The 8,483-nt window shown below is 59.4% G+C and carries 8 protein-coding genes and 1 pseudogene; 8 read left to right on the top strand and 1 reads right to left on the bottom strand.

Annotated features, from left to right (window positions below; all coding sequences use genetic code 11):
• Positions 1 to 346 precede the first annotated feature (346 nt).
• The 8 genes from ACQZ40_RS25405 to lipA all read left to right on the top strand — a co-directional run bounded on the left by ACQZ40_RS25405 (position 347) and on the right by lipA (position 8,242).
• Positions 347 to 664, top strand: a complete 318-nt coding sequence (locus ACQZ40_RS25405) for an FtsB family cell division protein (RefSeq protein ID WP_448748896.1) — start codon at positions 347 to 349, stop codon at positions 662 to 664.
• Between the two features lie 153 nt (positions 665 to 817).
• A complete protein-coding gene (gene pdhA / locus ACQZ40_RS25400) occupies positions 818 to 1,861 on the top strand; it encodes a pyruvate dehydrogenase (acetyl-transferring) E1 component subunit alpha (protein WP_003521366.1) in 1,044 nt (347 codons plus the stop codon).
• A 17-nt stretch (positions 1,862 to 1,878) separates the two neighbouring features.
• On the top strand, positions 1,879 to 3,291 hold the full coding sequence (locus ACQZ40_RS25395) for a pyruvate dehydrogenase complex E1 component subunit beta (protein WP_271045120.1): 1,413 nt from the start codon (positions 1,879 to 1,881) through the stop codon (positions 3,289 to 3,291).
• Positions 3,292 to 3,305: 14 nt separating this feature from the next.
• Complete coding sequence (locus ACQZ40_RS25390) at positions 3,306 to 4,664, top strand: pyruvate dehydrogenase complex dihydrolipoamide acetyltransferase (RefSeq protein WP_271045121.1); 1,359 nt, start codon at positions 3,306 to 3,308, stop codon at positions 4,662 to 4,664.
• A gap of 12 nt (positions 4,665 to 4,676) precedes the next feature.
• Positions 4,677 to 5,321 carry an SGNH/GDSL hydrolase family protein gene (locus ACQZ40_RS25385; protein ID WP_448748895.1) on the top strand — a complete coding sequence of 215 codons (645 nt, stop codon included), beginning with the start codon at positions 4,677 to 4,679 and terminating at the stop codon, positions 5,319 to 5,321.
• 57 nt (positions 5,322 to 5,378) lie between these two features.
• Entirely contained in the window at positions 5,379 to 6,824 is a 1,446-nt protein-coding gene (gene lpdA, locus ACQZ40_RS25380) for a dihydrolipoyl dehydrogenase (RefSeq protein WP_448748894.1), read from the top strand.
• A 95-nt stretch (positions 6,825 to 6,919) separates the two neighbouring features.
• Positions 6,920 to 7,168 (top strand): GlsB/YeaQ/YmgE family stress response membrane protein, encoded by a 249-nt coding sequence (locus ACQZ40_RS25375; protein ID WP_042619429.1) that lies wholly within the window; start codon positions 6,920 to 6,922, stop codon positions 7,166 to 7,168.
• Between the two features lie 102 nt (positions 7,169 to 7,270).
• On the top strand, positions 7,271 to 8,242 hold the full coding sequence (gene lipA, locus ACQZ40_RS25370) for a lipoyl synthase (protein WP_078053954.1): 972 nt from the start codon (positions 7,271 to 7,273) through the stop codon (positions 8,240 to 8,242).
• A gap of 90 nt (positions 8,243 to 8,332) precedes the next feature.
• On the opposite strand, the pseudogene ACQZ40_RS25365 reads toward lipA, so the two are convergent.
• A pseudogene (locus ACQZ40_RS25365) lies at positions 8,333 to 8,483 on the bottom strand (IS4 family transposase); the annotation flags it as partial.

The following is an 8,483-nucleotide window of genomic DNA, read 5'->3' as shown; positions in this document are numbered from 1 at the left end:
AAACTAGCCATCGTCGCAACAATCCGGAAGCTCGTCACTATCCTCAACGCCATCGCAAGGACAGATCCAGCATTTGCTTGATCATCCACGGTTGCTTGAGCCGGGGTCCAGCGCGATCAAGTCTTTGATCGCGAAAGACTCTTCTCACAGCGCAGACGCGCTGTGGCTGGATGCCGGATCAAGTCCGGCATGACGAGCGTTCTTTTAGCGTCTTTGCCAATCCAGCCCGCCTTTCGGCGGGCTTTTTAATGCCCATTTGCCAATCGCCCGTTAAGGTCAACGGATAGTTAAACAATCCGCCTTAGTCTCGAGACTCACGTTATGCGTTTTAAGGCTTCTCTCCGGCATGTGGACCAGACATCATAAAAAGAGACGATTCGGCCGTTTGATCGTTCCGGCCATCACGATCGCTTTTCTTTCCTATTTCGGCTATCATTCGATCCATGGCGACTTCGGCCTTCAGGCAACGGAGCGGCTGGAGCGGCAGCGTATCACCCGTACTGCGGAGCTTGCAAAGCTGACGCAGGCCCGTGTGGCGCTGGAACGGCAGGTGGAATTGATGAGCGATGGCTCGCTGGAGCGGGACATGATCGACGAGATTTCCCGTTACCAGCTGAATATGTCCCGCAGGGACGAAATCGTCATCATGAACACATATTTCTAATTAACCGAAATCGAGTTAATTTAACATTTCTGATTTATTCACAGCATCTTAGCGTGAATATGTGCCATGCGTTTAAAGCATTGCTGCATGGCATTTTCTTGCATATGGTACGCGCCACTCTATCCATTCAAACGGCAACTCAGGGAGGGATGAATGGCGCCGCGAAAACCAGCGACCGTATCCGGCCGCAAGACCACGGCAAAGGCCGCAACCGAATTCACCGGCAAGAACAGCCCGGACTTCTCGAAGGAAGAAGAGCTTCACGCTTATCGTGAGATGCTGCTCATCCGCCGTTTCGAGGAAAAGGCCGGCCAGCTCTATGGCATGGGCTTCATCGGTGGTTTCTGTCACCTCTACATCGGTCAGGAAGCTGTCGTCGTCGGCATGCAGATGTCGCAGAAGGAAGGCGATCAGGTTATCACCGCTTACCGCGACCACGGCCACATGCTGGCGCTCGGCATGAGCGCGCGTGGCGTCATGGCCGAGCTGACCGGCCGCAGGGGCGGCCTGTCGAAAGGCAAGGGCGGCTCGATGCACATGTTCTCCAAGGAGAAGCATTTCTACGGCGGCCACGGCATTGTTGGCGCGCAGGTTTCGCTCGGAACCGGTCTCGCTTTCGCCAACCGCTATCGCGGCAACGACAATGTCTCCGTAACCTATTTCGGTGACGGCGCCGCCAACCAGGGCCAGGTCTACGAGAGCTTCAACATGGCCGCTCTCTGGAAGCTGCCGATCATCTATATCGTCGAAAACAACCGTTACGCCATGGGTACCTCGACCGCCCGCGCCACCGCCCAGTCGAACTACTCGCTGCGCGGCCAGTCCTTCGGCATTCCCGGCATCCAGGTGGATGGCATGGATGTGCGCGCCGTCAAGGCCGCCGCCGATCAGGCGCTGGAACATTGCCGTTCCGGCAAGGGTCCGATCATTCTGGAAATGCTGACCTACCGTTACCGTGGTCACTCCATGTCCGACCCGGCGAAATACCGTTCGAAAGACGAAGTGCAGAAGATGCGCTCCGAACATGACCCGATCGAGCAGGTCAAGGCACGGCTTCTGGAGCAGGGCTGGGCAAGCGAAGACGAACTCAAGGCCATCGACAAGGATGTCCGTGATATCGTCGCCGACAGCGCCGACTTCGCCCAGAACGACCCAGAGCCGGATGTATCCGAGCTCTACACCGACATTCTGCTCTGATCGGGAAAGGGAAACCCATGCCAGTAGAAATTCTTATGCCCGCCCTTTCCCCGACCATGGAGGAAGGCACGCTTTCCAAATGGCTTAAAAAGGAAGGCGACAAGGTCACCTCCGGCGACGTGATCGCCGAGATCGAGACCGACAAGGCGACCATGGAAGTGGAAGCCGTGGACGAGGGCGTCATCGGCAAGCTGCTGATCGATGCCGGCACCGAAGGCGTCAAGGTCAATACGCCGATCGCAGTCCTCATCCAGGAAGGCGAAAGCGCCGACGATGTCGCGTCCGCTCCCGCGCCGAAGGCTGAAGCCGCAAATTCCGATTCGGATGCGGCCGGCGGCAAGACCCGCGAAGCAACCGAGGAGCCGAGTGCTGCCAAGGAAACCGCCAAGGTTCCGGCAGCACCCAAGATCGAAGTCGCAGCCGATCCGGACATCCCGGCAGGCACGGAAATGGTGATGACGACGGTGCGTGAAGCGCTGCGCGACGCCATGGCCGAAGAAATGCGCGCCGACGAAAAAGTCTTCGTCATGGGTGAGGAAGTCGCCGAATATCAGGGCGCCTACAAGATTACCCAAGGTCTGTTGCAGGAATTCGGTGAGCGTCGCGTCATCGATACCCCGATCACCGAGCACGGCTTTGCCGGTATCGGCGTCGGTGCGGCGATGACGGGCCTGCGGCCGATCGTCGAGTTCATGACCTTCAACTTCGCCATGCAGGCGATCGACCAGATCGTCAACTCGGCGGCAAAGACGCTTTACATGTCGGGTGGCCAGATGGGCGCTCCGATGGTGTTCCGCGGTCCTTCGGGCGCTGCTGCCCGCGTCGGTGCACAGCATTCGCAATGTTACGCCGCATGGTACAGCCATATTCCGGGTCTCAAGGTCGTCATGCCTTACACCGCAGCTGACGCGAAGGGTCTGCTCAAGGCCGCCATCCGCGATCCGAACCCGGTCATCTTCCTTGAGAATGAAATTCTCTACGGCCAGAGCTTCGAAGTGCCGAAGCTCGATGATTTCGTGCTGCCGATTGGCAAGGCGCGCATTCACCGCAAGGGCAAGGATGCGACCATCGTTTCCTTCGGCATCGGCATGACCTACGCGATCAAGGCCGTTGCGGAACTCGAAAAGCTCGGCATCGACGTCGAACTGATCGATCTGCGCACCATCCGCCCGATGGACCTGCCCACCGTCATCGAATCGGTCAAGAAGACCGGTCGTCTGGTCACGGTCGAGGAAGGCTTCCCGCAGTCATCGGTCGGTGACTTCATCGCCAACCAGGTCATGCGCGCCGCTTTCGATTATCTCGATGCGCCGATCCTGACGATCGCCGGCAAGGATGTTCCGATGCCTTACGCGGCAAACCTCGAAAAGCTGGCTCTGCCGAACGTCGATGAAGTCGTTCAGGCCGTCAAAACCGTCTGCTACAAGTAAGGGGAGGCGTTTCGATGCCGATAAACATCACCATGCCTGCCCTTTCTCCGACGATGGAAGAGGGCAATCTGGCCAAGTGGCTGGTCAAGGAAGGCGACAAGGTCGCACCCGGTGACGTGATCGCCGAGATCGAGACCGACAAGGCGACCATGGAAGTGGAAGCCGTTGACGAAGGCACGGTCGCCAAGCTGGTCGTTCCCGCCGGCACCGAAGCGGTCAAGGTCAACGCCCTGATCGCCATCCTCGCCGCCGATGGCGAAGATGTTGCCGAAGCGGCAAAGGGCGGCGCCGCCGCGCCTGCCAAGGCCGAGGCTCCGAAGCAGGAAGCTGCAAAGGCTGAAGCGCCGAAGGAAGAATCTGCCCCGGCCAAGGCTGAAAAGCCGGCCGCCGATCAGGCTGCCGCATCTTCCACGCCGGCTCCGGTCGCAAAGTCCGGCGAGCGCATCTTCGCTTCGCCGCTTGCCCGCCGTCTCGCCAAGGAAGCCGGTCTCGACCTCTCGGCCGTTTCCGGTTCCGGCCCGCATGGCCGTATCGTCAAGACCGACGTGGAAAAGGCCGCCGCTTCCGGCGGTGCGAAGGCCGCACCGTCTGCCGCTGCATCCGCAGGCGCACCGGCTCCGGCGCTTGCCAAGGGCCCGTCTGACGAAAGCGTCCTCAAGCTGTTCGAACAGGGTTCCTACGAGCTTGTGCCGCATGACGGCATGCGCAAGGTCATCGCCAAGCGTCTGGTCGAATCCAAGCAGACGGTTCCGCATTTCTACGTTTCCGTGGATTGCGAGCTCGATACGCTTCTGGCGCTGCGCGCCCAGCTCAATGCGGCTGCTCCCGAAAAGGACGGCAAGCCCGCCTACAAGCTGTCGGTCAACGACATGGTCATCAAGGCGCTGGCTCTTGCCCTGCGCGATGTGCCTGATGCCAACGTCTCCTGGACGGAAAGCGCCATGGTCAAGCACAAGCATTCGGATGTCGGCGTTGCCGTTTCCATTCCGGGTGGCCTGATCACGCCGATCATCCGCAAGGCGGAAGAGAAGTCGCTCTCCACCATCTCCAACGAGATGAAGGACTACGGCAAGCGCGCCAAGGAGCGCAAGCTGAAGCCTGAGGAGTATCAGGGCGGTACGACTGCCGTGTCCAACATGGGAATGATGGGCGTGAAGAGCTTCTCCGCCGTCATCAACCCGCCGCATGCCACCATTCTGGCAGTCGGCGCGGGTGAAGAACGCGCGGTCGTCAAGAACGGCGAGATCAAGATTGCCAACGTCATGACGGTGACGCTCTCCACCGACCACCGCTGCGTCGATGGCGCGCTCGGAGCCGAACTGATCGGCGCCTTCAAGCGCTACATCGAAAACCCGATGGGCATGCTGGTTTGATCGGAGAATAAAATGGTGAAGTCGGTCCTCTGCTTTGGCGATTCCCTGACTTGGGGATCAAATGCGGAAACGGGTGGCCGGCATAGCCATGACGATCTCTGGCCGAGCGTCTTGCAAAAGGCGCTCGGTTCCGACGTGCATGTGATCCACGAAGGTCTTGGCGGCCGCACCACCGCCTATGACGACAACACCGCCGATTGCGACCGCAACGGTGCGCGGATTCTTCCGACGTTGCTGCACAGCCATGCGCCGCTTGATCTGGTGATTATCATGCTTGGCACCAACGACATGAAACCGGCGATCCATGGGTCGGCGATTGTTGCCATGAAGGGCGTGGAGCGGCTTGTGAAGCTCACGCGCAACCACATCTGGCAGGTGGCCGATTGGGAAGCGCCTGACGTGCTGATCGTCGCTCCGCCGCAGCTTTGCGAGACGGCAAATCCTTTCATGGGCGCGATCTTTCGTGATGCGATCGATGAATCGGCAATGCTGGCGTCCGTTTATCGGGATCTGGCCGACGAGCTCGATTGCGGCTTTTTCGATGCGGGTTCCGTGGCGCACACGACGCCGGTGGATGGCGTTCATCTCGATGCTGAAAACACGCGAGCCATCGGGCGCGGGCTGGAGCCCGTCGTCCGCATGATGCTCGGACTTTAAGAACAATTCCCGGTCGTGGCGCCGCTCGCGACCCGATAGGACAAGGCAGGATTTCCAATGGCTCAATCTTATGACGTCATCATCATCGGTTCGGGACCGGGCGGTTACATTGCCGCGATCCGCGCAGCCCAGCTCGGCATGAAGGTTGCCGTCGTGGAGCGCGAGCATCTGGCCGGTATCTGCTCCAACTGGGGCTGCATTCCCACCAAGGCGCTGCTGCGCACCGCCGATGTCATGCACACCGCCACCCATGCGAAGGATTACGGCCTGACGCTGGAAGGCTCGATCAAGCCGGACGTCAAGGCAATCGTGGCGCGCTCGCGCGGCATTGCTGCGCGCATGAACAATGGCGTCGGTTTCCTGTTCAAGAAGAACAAGGTCGATATCATTTGGGGTGAGGCCAAGATCACCAAGCCGGGCGAGATCGTCGTTGGCAAATCCACCAAGCCGGTGGTTCAGCCGCAGGGTCCCGTGCCGAAGAACACGCTGGGCGAGGGCACCTACACTGCCAAGCACATCATCGTCGCCACAGGCGCCCGCCCGCGCGCGCTGCCCGGCATCGAGCCGGATGGCAAGCTGATCTGGACCTATTTCGAGGCAATGAAGCCGGAGGAACTGCCAAAGTCGCTGCTCGTCATGGGTTCGGGCGCCATCGGCATCGAATTCGCCAGCTTCTACCGCACCATGGGCGTCGACGTCACCGTCGTCGAGATCATGAGCCAGGTCATGCCGGTCGAGGACGCAGAAATCTCCACCTTCGCCAAGAAGCAGCTCGAAAAGCAGGGCATGAAAATTCATCTGGAGACCAAGGTTTCCAAGGTGGAGAAGGGCGCGAACTCCATTACCGCGACGCTTGAGAAGAAGGACGGTTCTTCTGAAAAGATCACGGCTGATCGCATGATCTCGGCTGTCGGCGTCGTCGCCAATATCGAAGGTATCGGCCTTGAGGCTGCCGGCGTGAAGACCGATCGCGGCTTCATCGTCATCGACGGTTACGGCAAGACCAACGTGCCTGGCATCTACGCCATCGGTGATGTCGCCGGCCCGCCGCTGCTCGCCCACAAGGCCGAGCATGAGGCCGTCATCTGCGTGGAAAAGATCGTCGGTCTGCCGAATGTGCATCCGATGGACAAGCTGAAGATTCCGGGCTGCACCTATTGCAACCCGCAGGTCGCTTCTGTCGGTCTTACCGAAGCCAAGGCAAAGGAACAGGGTCGCGATATCCGCGTCGGCCGCTTCTCTTTCGCGGCAAACGGCAAGGCCGTTGCTCTTGGTGAAGATCAGGGGATGGTCAAGACCATCTTCGATAAGAAGACCGGCGAGCTGCTCGGCGCCCATATGGTCGGTGCGGAAGTGACGGAACTCATCCAGGGCTTTGTCGTCGCCATGAATCTGGAGACGACCGAAGAAGATTTGATGCACACCGTCTTCCCGCACCCGACCATTTCGGAGTCGATGAAGGAAAGCGTGCTCGACGCTTACGGACGTGTGCTCAACGCATAAGTGCCGCGTGATACCCGGCATTGTCTAACCTTGCCGGGTGTCCCATATGTCTCGATGCAGCCTCAAGGCGGGCTGTTGTTTCAGGGAGCGTGGGAATGGAAAGTGTAGGCTGGATTGCAGCAATCATCATCGGCGGTCTCGCCGGCTGGCTTGCGGGCAAGCTCATGGACATGCGTTTCGGCATCTTCATGAACATCGTGCTCGGCATTGTCGGTTCGGTGGTCGCTGTCGCCGTGCTGCGAACCTTCGATGTTTTCGTGCAGGATAGCAGGCTCGGTTATTTCGTTACTTCGTTCCTCGGCGCAAGCCTCTTGCTGTTTCTGGCAAAGCTCGTGCGGCGCTGACAAGGCTTCGTGACCGGAAGGGGCTTACGCTTTTTCTGGAATTGTTCTAAAGCATCGCACCAAAGATGTCTGGATCGCCAAAGGCGATGGAAGCAGGTTTTTATGGTCACTATTCTCGACAGGACGTCGTCCGACGAAAAGCGCATCCGCCATCCGGAAAAGGCGCACAAGCCCGATACCGAGGTGATGCGCAAGCCGGAATGGATTCGCGTCAAGGCACCGACCTCCAAAGGCTATCATGAGACGCGAGAACTGGTTCGCAGCCATAAGCTGGTGACGGTGTGCGAGGAGGCCGGCTGTCCGAATATCGGCGAGTGCTGGGACAAGAAGCACGCGACCTTCATGATCATGGGTGAAATTTGCACCCGCGCCTGCGCCTTCTGCAATGTCGCGACCGGCAAGCCCAATCCGCTGGATATGAACGAGCCGGAGAACGTTGCCAAGGCCGTCAAGCAGATGGGCCTTTCTCACGTCGTTATCACTTCGGTTGACCGTGACGATCTCGCCGATGGCGGTGCTGAACATTTCGAAAAGGTGATCTGGGCGATCCGCGCCGCGTCTCCGACGACGACCATCGAAATCCTCACCCCCGACTTCCTGAAGAAGCCCGGCGCGCTGGAGCGTGTCGTGGCCGCCAAGCCTGACGTCTTCAACCACAATATGGAAACTGTTCCGGGCAATTACCTCACGGTTCGTCCGGGCGCGCGTTATTTCCACTCCGTACGCCTGTTGCAGAGGGTGAAGGAGCTAGACCCGACCATGTTCACCAAGTCAGGCATCATGGTCGGCCTTGGCGAAGAGCGCAATGAAGTGCTGCAATTGATGGACGATCTGCGCAGCGCCGACGTGGACTTCCTGACCATCGGTCAGTATCTGCAGCCGACCCGCAAGCACCACAAGGTCGAGGCCTTCGTGACGCCGGAAGAGTTCAAGTCCTATGAGACGGTGGCTTACACCAAGGGCTTCCTGATGGTGTCGTCGAGCCCGCTGACCCGCTCCTCGCACCATGCCGGCGACGATTTCGAGCGCCTGCGTGCGGCCCGCGAAAAGAAGCTGCTGGCAGCTGCGGAGTAAGGAACGGAAAGGGTCAGTAATATAGGCGCTGGATCGGGCGATGTGCGCTCTTTCCACGTCATGCTCGGGCTTGTCCCACTGCTGTCCGGTTTAAATTTGCGGCCATTGGAAGGCCATCTGGATTTGGTTTCTGGGTTTGTCTGGTGGCGGGTCGAGAAGCCGATCGGTGCGTCGCCGGTGCATGAGGTTTGCGCGTACCAGCCGGGCGAAGGCGAGTGGGCTTGGCACGGTCTTCTGGTCA

The sequence above is a fragment of the Agrobacterium sp. 16-172Ci genome (assembly GCF_053522725.1).
The sequence above is the reverse complement of the archived record's forward strand: the minus strand, read 5'-3'. Positions and strand labels throughout refer to the sequence as shown.